This window comes from Arthrobacter sp. MP_M4 (genome assembly GCF_035984855.1).
Classification (GTDB): Bacteria; Actinomycetota; Actinomycetes; order Actinomycetales; family Micrococcaceae; genus Arthrobacter.
In genome coordinates this window covers 131,516-151,471 of the sequence record NZ_JAXCHX010000004.1, presented here as the reverse complement: position 1 = coordinate 151,471, position 19,956 = coordinate 131,516, and the positions used below count along the sequence as shown (strand labels likewise).

At 66.8% G+C, this 19,956-nt stretch carries 21 protein-coding genes and 1 pseudogene; 9 read left to right on the top strand and 13 right to left on the bottom strand.

Going from position 1 to position 19,956, the window contains the following annotated elements:
- Positions 1–15: 15 nt before the first annotated feature.
- Positions 16–801, bottom strand: a complete 786-nt coding sequence (locus RCH15_RS06165) for an ABC transporter ATP-binding protein (RefSeq protein ID WP_326959094.1) — start codon at positions 799–801, stop codon at positions 16–18.
- 138 nt (positions 802–939) lie between these two features.
- Here RCH15_RS06165 and serB point away from each other — a divergent pair, with 138 nt between their 5' ends.
- Entirely contained in the window at positions 940–1,845 is a 906-nt protein-coding gene (serB, locus tag RCH15_RS06160) for a phosphoserine phosphatase SerB (RefSeq protein ID WP_326959092.1), read from the top strand.
- 95 nt (positions 1,846–1,940) lie between these two features.
- On the opposite strand, the gene RCH15_RS06155 is transcribed toward serB, so the two are convergent.
- The 3 genes from RCH15_RS06155 to fabG all read right to left on the bottom strand — a co-directional run bounded on the left by RCH15_RS06155 (position 1,941) and on the right by fabG (position 4,096).
- The gene (locus RCH15_RS06155) at positions 1,941–2,693 is read right to left on the bottom strand and encodes an SDR family oxidoreductase (protein WP_326959090.1); all 753 of its coding nucleotides are present in this window, start codon (positions 2,691–2,693) and stop codon (positions 1,941–1,943) included.
- A gap of 145 nt (positions 2,694–2,838) precedes the next feature.
- Positions 2,839–3,261, bottom strand: a complete 423-nt coding sequence (locus tag RCH15_RS06150; RefSeq protein WP_326959088.1) for an Hsp20/alpha crystallin family protein — start codon at positions 3,259–3,261, stop codon at positions 2,839–2,841.
- A gap of 109 nt (positions 3,262–3,370) precedes the next feature.
- Positions 3,371–4,096 (bottom strand): 3-oxoacyl-ACP reductase FabG, encoded by a 726-nt coding sequence (gene fabG / locus RCH15_RS06145; RefSeq protein WP_326959086.1) that lies wholly within the window; start codon positions 4,094–4,096, stop codon positions 3,371–3,373.
- Between the two features lie 152 nt (positions 4,097–4,248).
- Between fabG and RCH15_RS06140 the strand changes: the two genes are divergently transcribed.
- The 4 genes from RCH15_RS06140 to RCH15_RS06125 are packed head-to-tail and all read left to right on the top strand — an operon-like array spanning position 4,249 to position 6,336.
- Positions 4,249–4,728 carry a DUF3099 domain-containing protein gene (locus RCH15_RS06140; RefSeq protein WP_326962242.1) on the top strand — a complete coding sequence of 160 codons (480 nt, stop codon included), beginning with the start codon at positions 4,249–4,251 and terminating at the stop codon, positions 4,726–4,728.
- Positions 4,725–4,973, top strand: a complete 249-nt coding sequence (locus RCH15_RS06135) for a hypothetical protein (protein ID WP_326959082.1) — start codon at positions 4,725–4,727, stop codon at positions 4,971–4,973. The genes RCH15_RS06140 and RCH15_RS06135 overlap by 4 nt, the downstream gene beginning before the upstream one ends.
- Positions 4,974–5,858, top strand: a complete 885-nt coding sequence (locus RCH15_RS06130; RefSeq protein ID WP_326959079.1) for an SURF1 family cytochrome oxidase biogenesis protein — start codon at positions 4,974–4,976, stop codon at positions 5,856–5,858.
- Entirely contained in the window at positions 5,842–6,336 is a 495-nt protein-coding gene (locus tag RCH15_RS06125; RefSeq protein WP_326959077.1) for a YbaK/EbsC family protein, read from the top strand. The genes RCH15_RS06130 and RCH15_RS06125 overlap by 17 nt, the downstream gene beginning before the upstream one ends.
- Positions 6,337–6,376: 40 nt before the next feature.
- Here RCH15_RS06125 and RCH15_RS06120 read toward each other — a convergent pair whose 3' ends face one another.
- On the bottom strand, positions 6,377–7,975 hold the full coding sequence (locus tag RCH15_RS06120; RefSeq protein WP_326959075.1) for an ABC-F family ATP-binding cassette domain-containing protein: 1,599 nt from the start codon (positions 7,973–7,975) through the stop codon (positions 6,377–6,379).
- Positions 7,976–8,339: 364 nt separating this feature from the next.
- On the opposite strand from RCH15_RS06120, the gene RCH15_RS06115 reads away from it, so the two are divergent.
- The 3 genes and pseudogenes from RCH15_RS06115 (at position 8,340) to RCH15_RS06105 (ending at position 10,563) form a co-directional block, all read left to right on the top strand.
- Positions 8,340–9,026, top strand: coding sequence for a biotin transporter BioY (locus RCH15_RS06115; RefSeq protein WP_326959074.1), 687 nt, complete (start codon positions 8,340–8,342; stop codon positions 9,024–9,026).
- Positions 9,023–9,745, top strand: a pseudogene (locus RCH15_RS06110) (energy-coupling factor ABC transporter ATP-binding protein); the annotation flags it as partial. The gene RCH15_RS06115 and the pseudogene RCH15_RS06110, both read left to right, overlap by 4 nt.
- Before the next feature lie 188 nt (positions 9,746–9,933).
- Positions 9,934–10,563, top strand: coding sequence for an energy-coupling factor transporter transmembrane component T family protein (locus RCH15_RS06105; protein ID WP_326959072.1), 630 nt, complete (start codon positions 9,934–9,936; stop codon positions 10,561–10,563).
- Positions 10,564–10,993: 430 nt separating this feature from the next.
- On the opposite strand, the gene RCH15_RS06100 is transcribed toward RCH15_RS06105, so the two are convergent.
- Positions 10,994–12,199, bottom strand: coding sequence for a thiolase family protein (locus RCH15_RS06100; RefSeq protein WP_326959070.1), 1,206 nt, complete (start codon positions 12,197–12,199; stop codon positions 10,994–10,996).
- Positions 12,192–13,604 (bottom strand): class I adenylate-forming enzyme family protein, encoded by a 1,413-nt coding sequence (locus RCH15_RS06095; RefSeq protein WP_326959068.1) that lies wholly within the window; start codon positions 13,602–13,604, stop codon positions 12,192–12,194. Before RCH15_RS06095 ends, RCH15_RS06100 begins: the two co-directional genes overlap by 8 nt.
- A 58-nt stretch (positions 13,605–13,662) precedes the next feature.
- On the opposite strand from RCH15_RS06095, the gene ypfJ reads away from it, so the two are divergent.
- A complete protein-coding gene (gene ypfJ / locus RCH15_RS06090; RefSeq protein WP_326959066.1) occupies positions 13,663–14,550 on the top strand; it encodes a KPN_02809 family neutral zinc metallopeptidase in 888 nt (295 codons plus the stop codon).
- 123 nt (positions 14,551–14,673) lie between these two features.
- Here the strand turns inward: ypfJ and RCH15_RS06085 are convergent, their stop codons facing one another.
- The 6 genes from RCH15_RS06085 to RCH15_RS06060 all read right to left on the bottom strand — a co-directional run bounded on the left by RCH15_RS06085 (position 14,674) and on the right by RCH15_RS06060 (position 19,927).
- Positions 14,674–15,006 carry a metal-sulfur cluster assembly factor gene (locus RCH15_RS06085; RefSeq protein WP_326959064.1) on the bottom strand — a complete coding sequence of 111 codons (333 nt, stop codon included), beginning with the start codon at positions 15,004–15,006 and terminating at the stop codon, positions 14,674–14,676.
- A gap of 13 nt (positions 15,007–15,019) precedes the next feature.
- The gene (gene sufC / locus RCH15_RS06080) at positions 15,020–15,817 is read right to left on the bottom strand and encodes a Fe-S cluster assembly ATPase SufC (protein ID WP_326959062.1); all 798 of its coding nucleotides are present in this window, start codon (positions 15,815–15,817) and stop codon (positions 15,020–15,022) included.
- Positions 15,818–15,905: 88 nt separating this feature from the next.
- Positions 15,906–16,265, bottom strand: a complete 360-nt coding sequence (locus RCH15_RS06075; RefSeq protein WP_028275514.1) for a non-heme iron oxygenase ferredoxin subunit — start codon at positions 16,263–16,265, stop codon at positions 15,906–15,908.
- Positions 16,266–16,311: 46 nt separating this feature from the next.
- Positions 16,312–17,598, bottom strand: a complete 1,287-nt coding sequence (gene sufD, locus RCH15_RS06070) for a Fe-S cluster assembly protein SufD (protein WP_326959059.1) — start codon at positions 17,596–17,598, stop codon at positions 16,312–16,314.
- A complete protein-coding gene (gene sufB / locus RCH15_RS06065) occupies positions 17,598–19,061 on the bottom strand; it encodes a Fe-S cluster assembly protein SufB (protein WP_326959057.1) in 1,464 nt (487 codons plus the stop codon). Before sufB ends, sufD begins: the two co-directional genes overlap by 1 nt.
- Positions 19,061–19,927, bottom strand: a complete 867-nt coding sequence (locus RCH15_RS06060; protein WP_409017171.1) for a helix-turn-helix transcriptional regulator — start codon at positions 19,925–19,927, stop codon at positions 19,061–19,063. Before RCH15_RS06060 ends, sufB begins: the two co-directional genes overlap by 1 nt.
- Positions 19,928–19,956 lie beyond the last annotated feature (29 nt).

The window sequence follows — 19,956 nt, the reverse complement described above, 5'->3', positions numbered from 1 at the left end:
CGGTCAACGGCCCAATCAGCGCCGTGCGGTCGCGGCGTACCGGCCGGCGTTGACGCTGATATCCAGCGGCAGCCCGAACGTCTCACTCAGGTTTTCGGCCGTGAGGACGCCGTCGATCGGACCCTGGGCCACCACGGCGCCATCGCGCAGGAGCAGGGCGTGGGTGAAGCCGGGCGGGACTTCTTCAAGGTGGTGCGTGACTAGAACAATGGCCGGGGCGGCCTCGTCGCGGGCGAGTTCACTGAGCCGGTACACCAGATCCTCGCGTCCGGCGAGGTCGAGTCCGGCGGCCGGTTCATCAAGCAGAAGCAATTCCGGGTCCGTCATCAGGGCGCGGGCGATTTGAACGCGCTTGCGCTCCCCCTCGGACAGCGAGGCGAAGGGCCTGTTCAGCAGCGGTCCCATGCCCCACTCGTTCAGCAGCGCGAAGGCGCGGCGTTCGTCGTCTTTCTCGTATCCCTCCCGCCACCGTCCGGTCACGCCGTAAGCGGCCGTCACGACAACGTTCAGGACCTTCTCATGCTCCGGGATCTGGTTGGCCAGCGCGGCCGAGGACAGGCCGATCCGGGGCCGCAATTCAAAGACGTCGACGGCACCGAGGACTTCCTCCAGGATGCCGGCCATCCCACTCGTGGGATGGATCCGCGCCGCAGCAAGCTGGAGCAGAGTGGTCTTACCGGCGCCGTTGGGGCCCAGAATCACCCAACGCTCGCCTTCCTTGACCTGCCAGTCAACCTTGTCCAGGAGGGTTTTTGCCCCACGTACAACGCTGACGGCGGCCATTTCAAGAACATCACTCATAGGAGTAGACACTAGGACAAAAAAGCGGGCGACTGCTAACCGGCGGGGAGCACCGGGGGCGTGCCGCCAGGGTTCCGCGGCGTCACCGGAGCGCAACGAATTCCGGCGGCTATCCGCATCCTCGTTAGGATTGCAGCCATGAACCTGTTCGGAACCGCCGTGAGCTATGCCCCGAAACTGACCGATCCCCAGGTGCAACGGCTCCGTTCGCTGCTCGCTGGGGCAGGACTGGCGCTGGGCGCCGAAACCCGTACCGGGGACTCCCGCTTCGAGGTCTACACGGCGGACGTTGGTTTCGGCGCGGCCGGCACCCCGATCGCAGACGGAACGCTGGCAGACCTCCGCCGCGCGGTGGCCGGGATCGGCCCCGGCGGCGTCGACACGGCCATCGTCCCCGCGGCCCTTCGCGGTGCGGCCCGGAAGATGCTCCTGATGGATGTGGATTCCACCCTCATCCAGCAGGAAGTGATCGAACTCCTGGCGGCCTACGCCGGCAAACGCGACGAGGTCACGGCCGTGACCGAGGCCGCCATGCGCGGCGAACTGGACTTTGCCCAAAGTCTGCACGCCCGGGTGGCGGTGCTCGCGGGACTGCCGGCCGACGTCGTAAATTCTGTCCTGGCCGAAGTGACACTCAGCCTGGGTGCGGCGGAGCTCGTGGCCGCCTTCCGGGCCGCCGGCCATGTGGTGGCCGTGGTCTCGGGCGGTTTCAACCAGATCCTGGGACCGATCGCGGCGGGACTGGGGCTGGACCACTGGATTGCCAATGAGCTGGAGATCGTCGACGGCGCGCTGACCGGCAAAGTGGTCGGTGAGGTGATTGACCGGGCGGCCAAGGAGAGGTACCTGCGCGAATGGGCTGCCGAGGAGGGCATCCCGCTGGAGCACACGATTGCTGTCGGCGACGGCGCGAACGACCTCGACATGCTCTCAGCTGCCGGGATGGGCGTGGCCTTCAACGCCAAACCGGCTGTCCGGGCCGCGGCGGACGCTGCGGTGAACATGCCCTATCTCGACGCCGTGCGGTACATCGCCGGCGTCTGAAGCTCACCGTAGGCGGGGGGAACAGGCGGGCCCGGCAGAAATGGCCGGGGCAACCGCCCCGGCCATTTCCGTGTTCCGCTCGAAGCGGCTGATGTTTAGCTGCTGCTCTTGTCGAAGTAATCGGCTCCGCCGACGTACTCGGTGTGGCCGCTTTCGACGTCGGCGGTCACCATTTTGGCGACCTCTGCCGCGAACTCCTTGACGGAGTACAGCCTTCCCGCCTCTGCCCGGCGGGCCTCGATGGCGCCGGGGTTGGAGCGGTCCAGCAGGGTGGCGGTGACGGTGCCCTCAATCATGTCCCCGGAGACGACGACGAGGGAGATGCCCTTTTCGGCCAGGTTCGGAATGAGTTCGCGGAGGGCGTCCTCCCCGGCGCGCTTGCTGCGTGCCACCGGCTCGTAGTTCTCCATGGTGGGTACTGTGTTGATGAAGTGGGCCTGGTGGCTGGTCACGAAAACCACCCGGGAACCCTCCGGCATCAGCGGTACGGCCGCGTTGAGCATGTTCACCTGGGCGTCGCGGTTGAGCTTGAGGGCGTAGTCCGGTTCGACACCGGATTCCATCCCGCCGGAGGCGTTAAGCACCAGGAGGTCGAGCGAGCCGAAGTTCTCCATCGCGGCGCTGGCCAAGGCCTGGACGCCTTCCTGGCTTGTGAGGTCGGCTCCGACGGCCGCGGCGCGGCCCCCGCCGGCTTCGATTTCCGCGACCACCTTGTTGGCGCGGGGCGCCTTCTGACGGTAGTTCACCACGACGGCGGCGCCCTCGGCGGCGAGGAACTTGGCCACCTCCGCGCCGATGCCCCGTGACGAACCGGTCACGATTGCGGTCTTGTTATCCAGCAGTCCCATATAAGCTCCTTTGTTCCAAACGTCCAAAAACGGTGGGTCTGCTGTCCATCATGCCAGCGCCACGGGTCTTTTCGGTTGTCTGGGTTCCACAAAGAAGCCGCACGAGGCTAGTGCCGGCCCGGGCCGATTAGTGCCCCGGCGCAGGCTACGGGTGGTCGATCCTGATCTTCCGGGTGGTTGCCTCCGGCGGGGTGACCGGGGCGGCGGGGGCGCGTACCTCCAGCACGCCGTCTTTGTAGGTGGCGGTGATGTCCTCTTCCCTGGCTCCCGGCGGCAGAGCGACACTGCGTGTGAACGAGCCGTAGCGGAACTCGGAGTGGTAACCGTCCTTGCTTTTGTGCTCGGACTTTTCCTCGCGTTCGGCTTTGATGTGCAGCCTGCCTTCACTGACGGAGACGTCCACGTCCTTGTCCGGGTCTATCCCTGGTACCTCGGCCCGCACCACCAGGGTGCTGCCGTCCACGAACTGCTCCACTTTGATGGATGGGGTCATCGTAAGGTCGCCGTCCATGAAACGCTTGAATGGTTCCAGCACGTCCGACGGCACCCACTTGTTTAGCTCGGCCACGATAGTCCTCCTGATCCCATGCCCCTGCCAAGGTGTGGTCAGGGGCTGTAGCCCCAGTACACACCCGGCTTGGATCGGCGCTTAGGGCATAAGGTCCCGTTGTGGCCGGCTAGTGGCCCATGCCGAGGCCGCCGTCCACCGGGATCACGGCCCCGGAAATGTATGCGGCCTCGTCGCTGGCGATCCAGCGGACCACGTTGGCGACCTCGGAGGCCTCGGCGAAGCGCGCGGCCGGCACCTTGGACAGATAGTCTTTCTGCGTGGCCTCCGGCAGTTCCGCCGTCATGTCGGTGTTGATGAACCCCGGCGCCACCACATTGGCTGTGATGCCGCGGGCACCCAACTCGCGGGTCAGCGAGCGGGCGATGCCCACCAGGCCCGCTTTCGAGGCCGAGTAATTGATCTGGCCGGGTGCGCCGTAGAGGCCCGATACGGACGAGATCAGGACCACCCGGCCTTTGCGTGCACGGATCATTCCCTTGGAGGCGCGCTTGATCACCCGGAAGGCGCCGGTGAGGTTGGTGTCGATGACCGAGGTGAAGTCGTCCTCGCTCATCCGCATCAGGAGCGTGTCCTTGGTGATGCCGGCATTCGCCACCAGCACCTCCACGGGCCCGTGCACCGCTTCGACGTCGGCGAACGCGGCGTCCACGGACTCCTCATCGGTGACGTCGGCCTTTACACCGAGAATGCCGGCGGGGAGGACCGATTCGCTGCGGTAGGTCACGGCCACTTTGTCGCCGTTGGCGAGGAAGGCCTCGGCGATGGCAAGGCCGATTCCGCGGTTGCCGCCGGTGATCAGGACGCTGCGGCCGGTGGTTGCTGCTTCAGGCATGGTGGGGCTCCGGAATTCTGCGGCGGGACGGCGCCGCGCTGGGGGCGGAATTTTTGCTGCCTCCGATCTTAGCGCCCGGTTGGTCCGCGTTTGGGTGGCCCTGCCGTTGGTGAGAGAATTGTTGTAAGCCTTGGGAGCGTGATCGAACAGCCTTGACACTCAAAAACCGACCCGGTGTACCTGTGCCCGGGAATCCGGACCTGCCGTCCGGTGACATTGAGGTTCACAGCATTACGGACGCCGCCACCGCGCACTCGGAAGAGATGCGCCAGCGGATGATCAAGTACGCCATTGCGATGGGCATCCGCATGGTGTGCCTTGTTCTGATTTTTGTGGTGGATGGCTGGTTGAAGATCCTCCCTGTCATCGGGGCCGTGTTCCTGCCTTGGTTTGCGGTGATCATCGCCAACGGCGGCGACGCCGCGGAGGTTCACTCCGATTCGCTGCTGGAGTACGCGCCGCTGGCACAGCTCGATGCGCCGGCCGCACTCGTCGTTCCGCCCGAGACTGGTGTGCCGGTGCCGGAAGATCCCGCCGTGACGCTGCTCCAGGGCGAAGTCGTTGAGGATGAGGAGTCCCCGCAGGACGTCCCCGGGCGCCGCGGCGACGATTCGGGGCGGGCTGCATCATGAACCTTTTTGACCTCACCGGGAATGGGAGCGCAGCCGGACCGGCCGACGCCCGCTGTTCCCGCAAGGCATGCCGGAGCGGTGCTGACTGGCAGCTGCTGTGGAACAACCCCAAGATCCATGCCCCGGACCGGCGCAAGATCTGGCTGGCCTGCGGAGAGCATCGGGCCTGGCTCGAGGACTATCTGCAGACCCGCGGGCTCTGGAAGGACACTGTGGCATTGGACCCGGCAGGCAAGGCACGCTGAATGTACCGTTTTCTGTTCTCCAGTAAGTGGCTGGGGTATTTGTTGCTGGCTGCGATTTTTGCTGCGGCTTGCGTTGGTCTGGGCCGCTGGCAGATGGACCGCCGCGCTGAGACCCTCGCCGGCATCAACCGCGTCGTGTCCAACTACTCCGCCACCCCGGTCCCGTTCGCTCAGGTGAAAGACCAGTTCACCACCCTGGCGGCCGACCGCGAATGGACGCAGGTGGAGTTGAAGGGAAGCTACGACGTCGCCGGGCAGAGGATAGTCCGCAACCGTCCCCTCAACGGCCAGCCCGGGTACGAAGTCGTGGTGCCCTTCAAGGTCGACACCGGGGAGACCGTCGTGATCGACCGCGGTTGGCTCCCGATCGGCAACAACAACCCGGGCCGCCCCGATTCGGTCCCGGCGCCCCCGCCAGGCCCCGTGACCGTCGTCGCACGCTTGAAGCCGGCCGAGCCGGAACTCCAGCGGGGTGCCCCGGACGGCCAGCTGGCCTCGATCGACCTCAAAACGTACTCCGCGCAGCTTGGATATCCTCTGCTCACGGGCGCCTACGGCCAGTTGGCGTCAGAAGATCCGGCTGCCGCGGACATGCCGTTCCCGTTTCCGAAGCCGTCGACTGACGAGGGCACCCACTTGTCGTACTCGCTGCAGTGGTTCGCGTTCGGCGTGTTGATGTTCATCGGCTTCGGATACGCGGCCCGGCAGCAGGCGCGCAACGCGGCCATTGACGCCGAGGACGCCGAAACCCAGGCCGGCGACGGGGATGGCGCCTTCATGCACTCCAGTGGCCCGGCCGCGCGTCGCCGTCCCGCGCCGCGAAAACGGAAGAACGCGACCGCGGAGGAAGAAGAAGACGCCATCCTCGATGCCCAGGGGTTCTGAGGTGGCCGGCATCGTCCCGGAGCCAGTGGCCCGGGTGAAGCGTGCCTTGGGTGCCCTCGGGGCGCAGGTCACCGTCATGAGCTTCGCGTCGGCGGTCCCGACGGCGGCAGCGGCGGCCGCCGCGCTGGGCTGCGATGTCGCAGCCATCACCAACAGCCTGGTGTTCAACCATGACGGCGTTCCGCTGCTGATCCTGGCCAGCGGCTCAGCCAGGGTGGATGTCGGCAAAGTCGCCGGACAGCTGGGTGCGGGCACGATCCGCCGGGCCGCCCACGGGTTCGTGCTGGAACACACGGGCCAAGAGGTAGGCGGGGTGGCCCCGGTCGGGCATCCGGCAAAGATCAGAACACTGCCGGACGAGTCCCTCGCGGCCCACCCCGTCCTCTGGGCAGGCGCGGGAGACCACCACTCGATGTTCTCGATCAGCTACGAGGAGTTGCGCAGGATCACCGGTGCCGAGGTCATGCCGGTGCGCTGACGCGGGTAATCTGCCCGCATGCGCCGAGGCGCGACGGCGCCTACGCCAGCGTAATCAGGTCGAGGTAGTCTTCGTTCCAGTGGTCCTCAATGCCGTCGGGCAGCAGCACGACGCGCTCGGGATTCAGGGCCGCGACGGCGCCTTCGTCGTGGCTGACCAACACCACGGCGCCCGTGTAATTGCTCAGCGCCCCCAGAATTTCCGCGCGGCTGGCCGGGTCCAGGTTGTTGGTGGGCTCATCGAGGAGCAGCACGTTGGCGCTGGAAGCCACAATGGTGGCCAGGGCAAGCCTGGTCTTCTCGCCGCCGGACAAGACCCCGGCGGGCTTATCGACATCGTCACCGGAGAACAGGAACGAACCAAGGATGTTGCGGACCTCCGCGTCGTTCATATCCGGGGCGGAGGAGCGCATGTTCTGCAGAACAGTGCGGTCGACGTCGAGCGTCTCGTGTTCCTGGGCGTAGTAGCCCACCTTCAGGCCGTGGCCGGCCACCACCTCGCCGGTGTCCGGCTTGTCAACGCCGGCCAGCATGCGCAGGAGCGTGGTCTTGCCGGCGCCGTTCAGGCCCAGGATGACCACCTTGGAGCCGCGGTCGATGGCAAGGTCCACGTCGGTGAAAATCTCCAGCGAACCGAAGGATTTGCTGAGCCCGTCGGCGGTGAGCGGGGTCTTGCCGCAGGGCGACGGATCCGGGAAGCGCAGCGCTGCTACCCGGTCGGTGGCGCGAACGGCCTCGAGGCCGCCGAGCAGACGCTCGGCACGTTTGGCCATGTTCTGCGCGGCGACGGCCTTGGTGGCCTTGGCGCGCATCTTGTTGGCCTGGTCGAAGAGGACCTGGGCCTTCTTCTCCGCGTTGGCTCGCTCCCGCTTGCGGGCGCGCTCGTCCGTTTCACGCTGCTGGAGGTAACGCTTCCAGTCCATGTTGTAGAAGTCGATCTGGGCGCGGTTGGGGTCCAGCAGGAAGACCTTGTTGACAGTGGCCTCCAGCAGCTCGGTGTCGTGGCTGATCACAATCAAGCCGCCCTGGTGGTTCTTCAGGAACTCGCGGAGCCAGGCGATGGAGTCCGCATCGAGGTGGTTGGTGGGCTCATCGAGGAGCATCGTCTCGGCGTCCGAGTACAGGATGCGGGCGAGTTCGACGCGGCGGCGCTGGCCGCCGGAGAGCGTTTTGAGCGGCTGGTTCAGCAGCCGGTCCGGGAGGGCAAGGTTGGAGCAGATCGCGGCGGCTTCGGCCTCGGCGGAATAGCCGCCGGCAGCCAGGAACTCGGACTCGAGCCGGTCGTACCGGTTCATCGCCTTGCGCTGGACCTCGGCGTCGTCGCTGGCCATGTCCTCGTGGGTCTGCTTGAGCTTGTTGACGGCGATGTCCAGGCCGCGGGCGGCCAGGATCCGGTCGCGGGCCAGCTGCTCCATGTCGGGGGTCCGGGGATCCTGGGGAAGGTAGCCGATCTCACCGCTGCGGGTGACTTTCCCTCCGGCGGGCAGGCCCTCGCCGGCGAGCACCCGGGTGAGCGTGGTCTTGCCTGCACCGTTACGGCCTACAAGGCCGATCTTGTCTCCCTTGTCGATCCGGAAGCTCACCTGGTCCATGAGGAGGCGGGCGCCGGCGCGCAGTTCGAGATCCTGGACGGTAATCAATGCAGCTAAGGCCTTTCACAACGGGGAACGCCGCGGCACAACGGATGGAAGCTGGGGGGTGCCGGGACAGTACGGCCGAGAGTTCGGCCTTCCCCAGTCTACCGGCCCAGCCTCGCGCTGGTGACAAGCGCCGGCAGGCGCCCGCGTTGAACGGACGGCGGCGGTGGCGTTGAAGGGCCGGCAGGCGCCCGCGTTGAACGGCCGGCGGCGGTGGCACCCCGCATAGCCGTAATCCCCAGTGGCCATTGGTCCTGCCCTCCAGTTCCGGCGCGGCGGGTTGGTAGGGCTCCTACAAAATCCCGGGCCCGGCATGCTCGTAGAGTCGGAATCAAATGCCAGCCCTTTACCCGCGACAGGAACTCCCATGACGAAGACTGACGGTGGCACTGCCGCCACCACCGCCCGGCAGCGGAACCGCTGGAACGCCACCGACCTGGGACTGATTGCAGTCTTCGCCGCCCTGGTGGGTGCTTCCGCGCTGGTCGCCGCCGTCCCGGTGGCCGGGCTGGGTGTCCCCATTACGGTGCAGACACTCGCCGTGATGCTGACCGGCCTGGCGTTGGGCCCCGGCCGGGCGTTTGCCGCCGTCGGGCTGTATGTTCTCCTTGGACTGGCCGGACTGCCCATCTTCAGCGGCGGGCGCGGCGGGCTGGGGGTCCTGGCGGGCCCTTCGGCGGGTTACATCATTGGATTCGTGCTGGCGGCCACGGCGGCGGGCTGGCTGGCCGTCGTGGTGCTGCGCCGGACAGCGGGACGACCGGGCAAGCTCCGTGCGGTGCTTCTCTTCGCGGCCGCGATGGTGAGCAGTGTCATCTTTGTCCACGGTCTCGGCATTCTAGGCATGATGGTCAACGCCAAGCTGGGCTTCTCGCAGGCGTTCCTGTCGGACCTTGTGTTCTATCCCGGCGACGTGATCAAAAACATACTGGCAGTCATCATTGCCCTGGCCCTGCACAAGGCGTTTCCTGACCTGCTGGTCCGCCGGGTCCGTACCTTCGGAGCGGTCGGCACTGCGGCACCCGCCAACGCCACGCCGAATCACCGGCCGTGAGCAGTATTGTGCTGGACCGGGCTGCGGTGCGGGTGGCGGTCGACGGCCGCTCCGGCCCGAAAACCCTCCTCGAGGAGCTGTCCCTGGAGCTGACCGAACCGCGGATTGGCGTGATAGGTGCCAACGGCTCCGGCAAATCCACTTTGCTCCGGCTGTTGAATGGCTTGGTGGCGCCGAGCAGTGGCGCCGTCACGGTGGATGGCTGGGACACCGTACGCTCCGTGCGTGATGTCCGCCGGCGCGTGGGCTTTGTCTTCACGGACCCGCTGTCCCAGCTCGTGATGCCGACCGGCCGCGAGGACGTGGAACTGTCCCTCCGGCGCTCTGTTCGGAACGCACGGGAACGCCGGGCCAAGGCGGAACGGGCGCTGGACCGTTTCGGGCTGCTGGCGTCGGCTGACCAGAGTATTTATGAACTGTCCGGCGGGGAACGCCAGCTCCTTGCCCTCACAGCGGTCCTCGCCGTGGACCCGGACGTGCTGGTGCTGGACGAACCGTCCACCCTGCTGGATTTGCGCAACCGAGAGCTGCTGCGGCGGACCCTGGCCGGACTCAGCCAGCAAGTCATCCTGTCCACCCATGATCTTGAACTCGTACGGGACCTGGACCGGGTCCTCGTGGTTGACGCCGGCGCGGTGGTGTTCGATGGGTTGCCGGCCGCCGCCGTCGATTATTACCGGGAGCTGTGCGCGGCGGGACTATCGGGTTCCGACACTCGCTCGGGTTCGGGCCGGGGCTCCAACCCGGGTTCGGGCCCGGGCTCGGGCCGGCCGCCCCGGGACGGGATGAAGCCGGACGATCCGAAGCCCACGTATCCCGGTTCTACAGATTCCGGTTCGACAGGTCCCGTTGCCAAAGATCCTTATCCCGCCGACCCCGCGTCCACGGAATCGCGATTGGGGCGGCGGTGAGCGGCCACGGCATCCTGCTCGCCAACTACGCGCCCGGGGATTCCGTGGTGCACCGGGCGCCGCTGTGGCTGAAGTTCCTCCTGGTGGTCGGCTGCGGCATGGCGTCGTTCCTGGTGGTGGACTGGGCCGCCGCAGCCGCCGCTTTGACCTCTTTGTGCGGGGTTTTCCTGCTCAGTGGGGCGGGTCCGGTTCGGTTGTGGCGGGCGGTCCGGCCGGTGCTTCCGGTTATGGCGGCGATCGGCGTGTTCCAGTGGTGGCAGCTCGGCGGGCCCACTGCGGCCCGGATTGTGCTCAACGTACTGGTTTGCATCGTTGCGGCGTCCATCCTCACCGCCACAACGCCGGTGCAACGGTTACTGGACGGGGTGGCATCCCTGGCCCGGCCCTTCGAGCGCTTCGGCGCGGATCCCGAACGCTTCGCGCTGACCATCGCCATCATGCTGCGCAGCATCCCGTTCATCGCCGGTGCCTACAGCGATGTCCGCGACGCCGCACGGGCGCGCGGACTTGAGCGCAACCCCCGGGCCCTCATCCTCCCGGTCTTCATCACCACCGTCGCCTTCGCCCGGCAGACCGGAGACGCGCTCGCCGCACGCGGCCTGGGCGAGGCTGACCCTGACGACTAAATCCCTGTCCGGTGGCCGCCCGCCAGCGGACATGCCCACCCCTCACCCGGGCCCAGCCAAGACCGGACATGCCCATTGGTTGATCCTAAGACCGCACATGCCCACCCCTCGCCCGGGCCAGTGAACATAAACCCGCTACGTCCATTGGCTGAATCCAAAACTGGGCATGTCCTCGCCAGAACCGGACCTGCCCGTTGGCTGATTCTAAGACCGGACATGCCCAATGGCTGATCCTAGGACCGGACATGTCCTCGCCAGAACTGAACATGCGCATTGGCTGAACCTGGGACTGGGCATGTCCGAGCCAGGACTGGGCATGTCCCCTGGTCCGCGGGCCCCTGGCCGGTCCAGGAACGGACATGTCCCCTGGTCCGAGTGCCCGAGTGCCCGAGTGCCCGCGGGTCCCCTGGTCCTGGTGCCCGGGGGGCCGCTAGAACAATTTCCGGTACTCCAGCAGCGCTGCCGTCCCCATGCCGCCGGCGATGCTGATCAGCGCCAGTGCCAGTTGGCCCTCAACCGGGGTACGCCGCGCCTGGGCCAGCAGCCGCGTCACCAAAACGGCGCCGGACGCGCCATAGGCATGACCCAGGGCAAGGGCACCGCCGTCGAGGTTTGCCCGCTCCGGGCTGATGCCCAGCTGGTCCAGGCAGGCAAGCGTCTGGGACGCGAAGGCCTCGTTGAACTCGATCAGTCCCAGCTCCGCGGCAGAAACACCACTGCGTTCGAGCAGGCGCCGGGCAGCGGCCGCCGCCCCGATACCCAGCAGCTGCGGGTGCACGCCGGCCGTATCGGTGCCCAGCACGAGCAATCCGTCATACGCCCGAAGCTCGCGGGCGTGCGCCAGGGAGGTGATCACGACGGCGGCCGCCCCGTCCGCGTCGAAACAGGAATTCCCTGCGGTGACTGTGCCTTCCGCAGCAAAGGCCGGCGGGAAGCGGGCCAGCACGGCCGGGGTCAGCCCCCGGCGCGGCCCGTCGTCGGAACGCACCACGCCCGCCCCGTCCAGACCGGAGTCCCCGGCGAGGGGCACAATCTCGGCGTCGAAGAAGCCGGCTGCGGCCGCAGCCAGCGCGCGCTGGTGGCTGCGCAGCGCCATGGCATCCTGCCGTTCCCGGCTGATCCGGAACTCGGCTGCGACGTTTTCCGCCGCCACACCCATGTCCGGATCGCCGTAGCCGGCGGACGCGAACTGAGCCCGGGCATAGAACTCCGGAGAGCCGGCGCTGTTCAGGTGGCCGCGCAGCGGTGCGGTACTGATGCTTTCCGTTCCACCGGCCAAGTACAGACCACCACCACCGGCGGCCACGAGCCGGGACGCGAGGGCGATCGCGTCGAGCCCGGACCCGCACTGCCGGTCCACCGTGAAGCCGGGAACGCTGACCGGCACCCCGGCCTCAAGCGCTGCCAGCCTGGCTACATTCCCTCCGCCGCCCACGGCGTTGCCGATCACCACGTCCGCCACCCAGCCCGGCTCCACGCCGGCGTCACGGAGCAGGCGGCCGAGCACCGGAGCCAGCAGTTCGTGGGCCCGGACGGTTTTCAGGGCGCCGTTGGCCCGGCGGATCGGGGTGCGCAGCGCTGCGATGATGACGGGCTGCCGGTCGTCGGGAAGCACCGGGCGGGAACGCTCAGGCAAGGCGCCGGATCCGGGGATCGTCGCGGTCGATCCAGTTCAGCATGAGCTCCCTGCTGAGCTTGCCGCGGTCGGTCAGGGGAAGTTCGGCCAGCACGAAGTACTCCAGCGGGCGCTTGTTGCGGGGCAGCACGTCTTCAATGCCCGCCTTCAGCTGGGTGGAGGTCAGCCCGCCATGGGCCGGCACAACCCCGGCCACCACCCGCTGGCCGCGGAGCTCGTCGGCGGTACCGGCCGCCACGGCAGCGGCGACACCGGGAACGGAGGCCAGGGCCAGCTCCACCTCATGCGGGTAGACGTTGGTGCCGGCGGTGATAATCAGGTCCGAGCGGCGTCCCAGCAGGTGCAGCGTCCCGCCGTCGAGGTAGCCCTGGTCCCCCACGGTGTGCCAGCCGTTGAAGCTCTGCAGGGCCCGGCCGTCGTCGCCCCAGAGGTACCCGTCGCTGACCATCAAGCTGCGGATGCAGATGGTCCCGTCGCTGCCGTCGGGCAGCGGAACCCCGCCGGCGTCCGCGTCGACGATGCGGATCTCGACGCCGGGAAACGGTTCGCCGATCCTGGTTCCGCGACCATCCGGCTGCTCCCCGGGGAGCAACCCCGCGCCGGCGACGAAGCTGAGCTCCGAAGCGCCGTAGTACTCGAAGATGGTTGCGTTGGGCGCCCAGCGGCGGGCCGCCTCCAACGTCCGCGCGTCCAGCTTTGAGCCCGCGCAGATGATGCTCCGGATTCCGGAGGCGTCGACACCGCCGCTTAACCCGCGTTCGCTGAGGATCCTCAGCATCGTGGGGACGAGGACCAGCCGGGTGATGCCGTCGTGGCCGACGGCGGTGTGGGCGTCGCCGACGTCGAACCTTGCCAGGGTGTGGAACTCGGACCCGGCGTACAGGCATTCGGCCAGGGCATAGAGGTTCAGGCTGGCCGCAAGCGGGCCCGGTGCCAGCGTCCTGTCCTCCGCGGTCAGGCCAAAGAAGGCGACCGAGGCCTCGAAGGATTGCTGCCAGGACCGGCGCGAGCGGCTGAAGGCCTTGGGCACGGACGTGGTGCCGGAGGTCAGCCCAATCAGAAACGGCGTGTCCGGCGGCCCGTCGGCCAGGTCCGGGGAGGCGGCGGTGGACACCGCGGCCCGGAAGGTGTCCCGGATCCGCGCCCTGATCCCGTCCTGCAGACTCTGCGGCCACGTCGGGTCCAAAACGGCGCACTGCCGCTCCCCTGCGACGGCCGCGGCGAACGCGGCGGCAAAGTGCAGGGAGTTTTCCTCGGACAGCATGATCACCGCGGGCGAGCCGGGCACCAGCCCGGCGGCAGCATCGCGCAGCGCTTCCCAGCTCAGGCGTTGCCCGGCCACCACGACGGCGGTCCCGTCGGGGCGGTCGGCGGCCCAGCGCTGGAGTCTGTTCAGGAAAGGCATCAGCCCAACTTTACCGGGCGGAACCGCTCCCGCAGCCGGTCCGCGATATTGTGACTCCATGAGTTTTAACGACAACGTCCAGCTGGATCCATCCCAGGTCCAGGACCGCCGCGGCATGGGCCGCGGCGTCAAAGTGGGCGGCGGGATCGGAGGCGGAATTGTCCTGCTGATCGCCGCCCTCCTCGGCATCAATCCCGGCCTCCTGGAAGGTCTGGGGTCCAGCACGCAGGAATCCGGTTCGCAAAGCCAGAGCACGGCGCCGGCCTGCAAGACCGGAGCCGACGCAGACGCCAGGCTCGACTGCCGCATCACCGGCACCGTCAACAGCCTGAACGCGTTCTGGCCGGCGTACCTGGCCCAGTACGACACCAAGTATCCGCGACCCAAGACCGTGATCTTCGATGCGGCAACCAACACCGGCTGCGGCGCGGCGACGTCGGACGTGGGTCCGTTCTACTGCCCCGCGGACACGACCGCGTACTTTGACCCCGGCTTCTTCCAGGAGCTCGTGGACCGGTTCGGTTCCTCGGGCGGTCCGCTGGCGCAGGAGTACGTGGTGGCCCACGAGTTCGGCCACCACATCCAGAACGTCCTGGGGAACCTGGACCGCGCCCAGCAGGATCCCCAGGGGCCGGAATCCGGGGGCGTCCGGGTGGAGCTGCAGGCCGACTGCTACGCGGGCCTGTGGGTCCGGTACGCCACAACCCAGCAGGATCCCAACACCGGGGTCCCGTACCTGGAGCCCTTGAAGGAGCAGGACCTGCAGGACGCCCTCTCCGCCGCCTCGGCCGTCGGCGACGACCGGATCCAGAAGGCCGCCACCGGCCGGGTGTCCCCGGAGGCCTGGACCCACGGCTCCAGCGCGCAGCGCCAGAAATGGTTCTACCAGGGCTACCAGACCGGCGATATCAACCAGTGCGACACGTTCGGCGCTGCCACCCCCTGACCCCCAATAACCCGGTGAGGGTACGACGGCGGCCGGCCCCCTTCTCAGTGGAAGGGGACCGGCCGCCGTCGTAAGTGCGCCGTCTACGGTGCACCGTGTTAGATGCGCCTGGCGCGGTGCGGTTCAGATGTTGAAGCCGAGGGCGCGCATCTGGTCGCGGCCGTCCTCGGTGATCCGCTCCGGACCCCACGGCGGCATCCACACCCAGTTGAGGCGCCATTCGTCGACGACGCTTTCCAGGGCCTGGCCAACCTGCTCCTCGATCACATCGGTGAGCGGGCAGGCAGCGGTGGTAAGCGTCATGTCGATCAGCAGCGCGCCGTCATCGTCCGAGTACTTCAGGCCGTAGAGCAGACCCAGGTCGACGATGTTTACGCCCAGTTCCGGGTCGATGACATCCTTGAGGGCCTCTTCGACGTCCTCGAGGCCCGTTCGGGCCACATTGAGTTCGGTCATGGCGTTGTCCTATCTAGGCCTGTGCTGCAGCGGAAGCAGCAGCGATGGTGGCCGCCCCTGCGCCGGTGGCGTAGCGGTCGTAGCCTTCTTCTTCCAGGCGGTCGGCGAGCTCCGGGCCGCCTTCTTCAACAACCTGGCCGTCAACGAACACGTGGACGAATTCCGGCTTGATGTAGCGCAGGATCCGGGTGTAGTGCGTGATGAGCAGGGTGCCCATGTTGCCTTCCGCGTGCGCGCGGTTAACGCCCTCGGAAACAACCTTCAGCGCGTCGACGTCAAGTCCTGAGTCGGTCTCGTCGAGGATGGCGAACTTCGGCTTGAAGAGCTCCAGCTGGAGGATCTCCACGCGCTTCTTTTCGCCGCCGGAGAAGCCCTCGTTGACGTTGCGCTGGGTGAAGTCAGCGTCGATGCGCAGCTGGGCCATGGCGGCTTTGACGTCCTTGGTCCAGGTGCGCAGTTTGGGAGCCTCGCCGTCGATGGCGGTCTTGGCGGTCCGCAGGAAGTTCGTCATGCTGACGCCGGGGACCTCCACCGGGTACTGCATCGCCAGGAACAGGCCCGCGCGGGCCCTTTCGTCGACGCTCATGGCCAGGACATCTTCGCCGTCCAGCGTGATGGTGCCGGAGGTGACGTTGTAGCGGGGGTGCCCGGCGATGGTGGACGCCAGGGTGGATTTGCCGGAACCGTTGGGGCCCATGATCGCGTGGGTTTCGCCGGTGCGGATTCTCAGGCTGACGCCCTTCAGGATTTCCTTCGTGCCCTGCTCGGTGTCAATGCTGACGTGCAGGTCCTTGATCTCAAGAGTAGACATGTGCCTTGTTCTCCTCTGCACGGTGCCTTCCGGCACTGTGCGGTTTCTTGTCGATAAGTTCAGTTGTGCGGGTGCCGGCTGCGGGCAGCTAGCTGAAGGTCGGGGCCTCGGCGCCGTTCAGGACGTTGGTGAAGTCCACATAGACCTCGTCATCCAGGACGGTGACGGCAAAGACAGGGACCGGATCGTAGGCCGGCAGCTGGAGCGGCTCGCCGCTGCGCAGGTCGAACTGGGAGCCGTGGCCCCAGCATTCGATCTTGCAGCCTTCCACCTCGCCTTCGGAGAGGGAGATGTCCGCATGCGAGCAGGTATCGCCGATGGCGTGGATCTCGCCCATCGAGTCCTTCACGATCGCGACCGGATAGTCGTCGATCAGGATCCGGAGCGCCTGCTTAAGCTGGATTTCGCTGGCGTTGCAGACCAGTTCGCCCTTTGGCTGTTCAGTCATGAAAGGTTTCCGTGTTCTCTGGTGCTGTGTTCTCCAGTGCTGCGCACTAGTTGTCCGTTGCCGCGAGTTCGCGTTCGACGGCGGCCGTGAGGCGCTCCTCGATCGCGGGAACCCTGATCTGCTGGATGATCTCGTTCAGGAATCCGCGGACCACGAGTCGGCGGGCCACCTCTTCGGGAATGCCGCGGGCCATCAGGTAGAACAGGTGCTGGTCATCGAACCGTCCGGTGGCGCTGGCGTGGCCGGCGCCGGCGATCAGGCCGGTCTCGATTTCCAGGTTCGGCACAGAGTCGGCGCGGGCACCGTCGGTGAGGACAAGGTTGCGGTTCGCCTCGTAGGTGTCGGTGCCTTCTGCTTCCTTACGGATCAGGACGTCACCCACCCAGACAGTGTGCGCATTGCGGCCCTGCAGGGCGCCCTTGTACAGGACGTTGGACTTGCAGTTGGGGACGGCGTGGTCCACGAAGAGCCGCTGCTCCAGGTGCTGGCCGGCGTCGGCGAAGTACAGGCCGAAGAGTTCCACTTCAGCGCCGGGGGCGGTAAAGCGTGCCGACGGCGTGACGCGCACCAAGTCGCCGCCGAGGCTGACGACGATGTGCTTGAACTTGGCGTCGCGGCCCAGCTTCGCCTGCTGGGAGGACGCGTGAACGGCGTCGTCGTTCCATTCCTGGAGCGAGATCACGGTGAGCTGCGCGCCGTCCTCTACCAGCATTTCGATGTTTTCCGAGACTACGGCGGTGCCCTGGTGGTCCAGGACGACAACCGACTTGGAGAACTTTTCGGCAACAATGACCACGTGCTGCGCGGACGCCTCTGTGCCCTGGCCGGTAAACACGACGCTGATCTCGCCGTCGGCGTGGACCTCTGCCGGAACAGTGATGACGGTGGCTTCGGTGAAGTTTTCCCAGCCGTTTGCAGAGACGCGGTCTTCCGGAATCGCAGCGGAACCAATCCGACGGTCCTCCCGGCCGACCGTCTCAACGGTGACGTTGTCCGGTGCGGTGACGGCTACGGCCGGGGCGGCTCCATTGAGGACTGCGGTATGCAGGCCGCGGAGACGCTTAAGCGGAGTGAACCGCCAGTCTTCCTCCATGCCGGTCAGCGGTTTGAAGTCCGCCAGCTGGTAGGACGCCAGGCGCCCGGCGCGTGAGCTGTCGGGCACGCCCACGCCGCCGCCATGCGAGTGGGCCTTGACGGCTTCCCCGGCGAGCGGTGACTTCGACTCCGCGGTGTTCAACGGTGACAGGCTTTCGCCTTCTTCGGTGAAACCGTTGATGAACGGTTGGGCTGAAGGCGCGCCGATGCGGGCCTTTTCAGTAGTGATGTCAGTCATTAACCGACCGATCCTTCCATCTGCAGTTCAATCAGGCGGTTCAGCTCGAGGGCGTATTCCATCGGCAGCTCACGGGCGATCGGCTCGATGAAGCCGCGGACGATCATCGCCATGGCCTCGTCTTCGCGCATGCCGCGGGACATCAGGTAGAACAGCTGCTCTTCGCTGACCCGCGAGACCGTGGCTTCGTGCCCCATGGTCACATCGTCCTCGCGGATGTCGATGTACGGGTAGGTGTCCGACCGGCTGATGGTGTCCACCAGCAGCGCGTCGCACCGGACAGTGTTGGCCGAGTGCTTGGCGCCTTCACGGACCTGGACCAGGCCGCGGTACGCGGCGCGGCCGCCGCCGCGGGCCACCGACTTGGACACGATCGAGCTCTTGGTGTTCGGCGCGATGTGGACCATTTTGGAGCCTGTGTCCTGGTGCTGGCCCTCACCGGCGAACGCAATGGACAGGGTCTCACCCTTGGCGCCCTCGCCCACGAGGTAGACGGCCGGGTACTTCATGGTGACCTTGGAACCGATGTTGCCATCGATCCACTCCATCGTGGCGCCCTCTTCGCAGATGGCGCGCTTGGTGACCAGGTTGTACACGTTGGTGGACCAGTTCTGGATGGTCGTGTAGCGGACCCGGGCGCCCTTCTTCACGACGATTTCCACGACGGCGGAGTGCAGCGAGTCCGAGGTGTAGATCGGCGCTGTGCAGCCTTCGATGTAGTGGACGTAGGAGTCCTCGTCGGCGATGATCAGGGTGCGCTCGAACTGGCCCATGTTTTCCGTGTTGATGCGGAAGTAGGCCTGCAGCGGAATGTCCACGTGGACACCCTTGGGCACGTACACGAAGGAACCGCCGGACCAGACGGAGGTATTCAGGGACGCGAACTTGTTATCACCCACCGGAATGATGGTGCCGAAGTACTCCTGGAAGATCTCCGGGTGCTCGCGCAGCGCGGTGTCCGTGTCCAGGAAGATGACGCCCTGCTGTTCAAGGTCCTCGCGGATCTGGTGGTACACCACCTCGGACTCGTACTGTGCGGCCACGCCGGAGACGAGCCGGCTGCGCTCGGCTTCCGGGATGCCCAGCTTCTCGTACGTGTTCCGGATGTCCTCGGGCAGGTCCTCCCAGGTGTTGGCCTGCTTTTCCGTGGACCGGACGAAGTACTTGATGTTGTCGAAGTCGATGCCGGAAAGATCAGCACCCCAGGTCGGCATCGGCTTGCGGTCGAAGTACTTCAGACCCTTGAGACGCAGGTCCAGCATCCACTCCGGCTCGTTCTTCTTCGCCGAAATGTCGCGGACGACGTCCTCGTTGATGCCACGGCGGGCGTTGGCGCCGACGTCGTTCTTGTCGGACCAGCCGTACTCATAGGTTCCGATTCCGTGGAGCTCGGGATTCTTTTCCAGAATCTCCGAAATCACAGTGGATTCAGCAACCTTCTTCTCTGATAGTTGGTCCGTCATCACGGCCTTTCTTGCAGATGGTTGGATATTTCGTCCAGGCTGCCCGGGAGGGCGGGACCGGTTGGCACCGCGGCCGCCGGACGGCCTGTAGGTATGTGGGTGGTGCAGACGTGGCCGCCCCGGGCCAGCGTGGACAGCCGGCGGACGTCGACGCCCACCAGCCGGGAAAAGACATCCGTTTCGACGTCGCAAAACACCGGAAAGTGCGCGGCGAGCTGCTGGATGGGGCAATGCCCTTGGCAGAGCTGCGCACTGGAGAGCGCCGCCGGCAGCGGTGCCCTGGCCTCGATGGACGCGGTGGACGCCACAAACCCGTCGCGGCTCAGCGCCTCGGAAAGCGCCTGCGCCCGGGCAGTGATGTCCGGACCGGCGGCGTCGATTTCCGGCGCGTAACGGCGTTCCATGTCACCGAAGCGTTCGACGGCGAACTGGCGTACCGCCTCGGGACCGGCCGTTTCGCTGAGGCGCTGCAGCGCCAGCGTTGCTATGTCCAGGTAATCGTTCCCGAGCGTGGACTGGCCCTGGGAACTGAGGACGTAACGCCGGGCCGGACGCCCGGCACCTGCGCCTGCCCGGGCTGCGCGCTTGACCTCGATTACCCCGTCGCGGGAAAGGTGGTCCAGGTGCCGGCGGACCGCGGCCGGCGTGAAGCCCAGCAACTCACCGAGTTCGGCAGCACTGATGGGGCCGTGTTCGAGCACGGCGTTCAGCACGCGGTCCCGGGTCCGTTCCTCGGCGTCGGCCGCCGGGAAGGCGGTCGCCGCCTGGGCTGCCACGGCTCCGGGCGCCCCGGAGGCGGCGGCCGGCGCGTTGCGCGGACGGCCGGGCCCGGCGAGGGCAACAGAAGGAGAGCTCATGGAATACACAACACAATCATGTCGTAATTTAGTCCCTG